The organism is Neisseria sp. P0021.S006 (genome assembly GCF_051956895.1).
Genome location: NZ_JBQCWZ010000185.1, coordinates 1 through 2,041 on the forward strand (window position 1 = coordinate 1; position 2,041 = coordinate 2,041).

The following is a 2,041-nucleotide window of genomic DNA, read 5'->3' on the forward strand; positions in this document are numbered from 1 at the left end:
TTCGACCAACCCGAGTCGCGCATTACGCCGATTATGGAACATCTCGAGCGTACCTACGCCGGTGTCCGTTCTTACAGCCTGCCCACCGTGGGCCGTACCGATTCAGACGGCCGTTACACTCCGCCGCATATCGAGTTCGGCATCAAAGCGGAAGGTGAGGCCTGCCGCTTGTTGGATACGGCGTGGGAAGATGCGTTGCAGGGTTTGCAGGCGATTGGCGCGACTTTGAAAGAAACGGTGGAATAATGCACTTATCCCCGGCCCAATCCAGACGCGCACTGATTTTTGCCTCTTTGCTGTTTTTGCCGCCGACCCTCATCATCGGCATTTGGCTGGCGCAATATGGCGGCTTCGCTTTTGAACCGCCGCTGATGCACGCCGTCCATGCCCATGCGGGCACATGGTTTGACCCGATTGCCACCGTGTTGCACTATCTGGGCAAAACCGAGATTGCCGTGCCGCTGATCGGCGCAGTCGCCGCAGCCCTGTATTTTGCCGATAAGAAGCGCGAAGCACTGTTTTGCGTGTTGGCGGCATTGATGCCGACTTTGAACATGCTGATTGTGAAGGTTTGGTTTGCCCGCGAACGTCCGCTGCTTTGGCCGCGCCTGATTGAAGAGAGCAATTTTTCCTTTCCCAGCGGCCACAGTACGTTTTCCGCCGCCATTGCCGTCATGCTGATATTGCTTTGCCGCCGCACGCGCTACCGCCGCGCCGCTTGGATAGGCGGTATTTCCTTTGCCCTGCTGACCGGGTTTTCACGCATTTATTTGGGCGTGCATTATCCCACCGACGTTTGGGCAGGCTGGACAAACGGCACGCTGACTGCCTTGCTGGTGTATATGCTCATCTTCAGGCCGTCTGAAAAATAGAAGAAACGAATCATGAATACACGTTCACCCAACACGCCTTATTGGCTCAGAAACGGCCATGCCGACACCCTGTTTGCCAAGCTGCTGCAAGGCAAAGCGCCTGACTACCGCCGCGAGCTTCTGCCCGACAGCACCGGCAAAACCCAAGTTGCCTACGATTTTGTCGACAGCGCCGACCCCGATGCGCCGTTGGTGGTTTTGTTCCACGGACTGGAAGGCAGCAGCGAGAGCCATTACGCGGTCGAGTTGATGAAAGCCGTACAGCAGCGCGGTTGGAACGGCGTGGTTGCCCATTTCCGCAGTTGCGGCGGCATAGAAAACACCGCGCCCGTGTTCTACCACCTCGGCGATACGTCCGAAATCGCCTTTATGCTCAACACGCTTGCCCGACGCTATTCAATCATCTACGCCGTCGGCGTTTCTTTGGGGGGTAATGCTTTGGCCAAATATTTGGGCGAGCAGGGCAGCAATGCCGTTCCGCGCGCTTCTGCCGTCGTTTCTGCACCGGTTGATGCCGTAGCGGCAGGTACGCGTTTTGATCAGGGCATGACGCGACTGATTTACACGCGCTATTTTTTGAATTCACTGTTGCCGAAAGCCCAGGCGATTCCCCGGTTTCAGACGGCCTTAAGCCAGCAAAACTGCAAAACGCTTGGCGATTTTGACGACCGCTTTACCGCGCCGCTACACGGTTTTGCCGACCGCCACGATTACTACCGCCGCAATTCCTGCAAACCGTTTCTGAAAGGCGTGGATACGCCGTTGCTGTTGCTTAATGCCGTCAACGACCCCTTCCTGCCGCCGGAAGCCCTGCCGACCGGGCGGGATGTGTCCTCGGCCGTTACGCTGTTGCAACCGGCATACGGCGGTCATGTCGGCTTTGTCAGCCGCGATCAGGGCCGTCTGAATCTGCAATGGCTGCCGCAAACGGTGTTGGACTATTTCAAACAGTATCAGCCGTAAATGAAAAAGGACATGTATGCGACATGCCCTTAGTGTGCAGAAAGTAAAAAGGCCGTCTGAAAACGAATTTCAGACGGCTTTTTGAATGGCTTGATTATTTGCCTTTGTTGTCGGCTTTGGCTTCTTTTTTCAGAGAAGCGTACAACTCAGGGTCGCGGTTTTTCAGCAGGGAAGCAACGGCCAAGTCGTCACGGTTGACTTTAGCT

General features: G+C 55.9%; 2 protein-coding genes and 2 pseudogenes. 3 read left to right on the forward strand and 1 reads right to left on the reverse strand.

Features of this window, described 5'->3' with window-relative positions:
* The 3 genes and pseudogenes from ACTHUM_RS12270 to ACTHUM_RS12280 all read left to right on the forward strand — a co-directional run.
* Window positions 1-246 (forward strand): annotated as a pseudogene (locus ACTHUM_RS12270) (competence/damage-inducible protein A); the annotation flags it as partial.
* On the forward strand, window positions 246-872 hold the full coding sequence (locus ACTHUM_RS12275) for a phosphatase PAP2 family protein (protein ID WP_070461243.1): 627 nt from the start codon (window positions 246-248) through the stop codon (window positions 870-872). The pseudogene ACTHUM_RS12270 and the gene ACTHUM_RS12275, both read left to right, overlap by 1 nt.
* Before the next feature lie 12 nt (window positions 873-884).
* Window positions 885-1,835: a YheT family hydrolase gene (locus tag ACTHUM_RS12280; protein WP_070624688.1), complete on the forward strand. Its 951-nt coding sequence runs from the start codon at window positions 885-887 to the stop codon at window positions 1,833-1,835.
* A gap of 94 nt (window positions 1,836-1,929) precedes the next feature.
* Here the strand turns inward: ACTHUM_RS12280 and ACTHUM_RS12285 are convergent.
* Window positions 1,930-2,041 (reverse strand): annotated as a pseudogene (locus tag ACTHUM_RS12285) (transcriptional regulator); the annotation flags it as partial.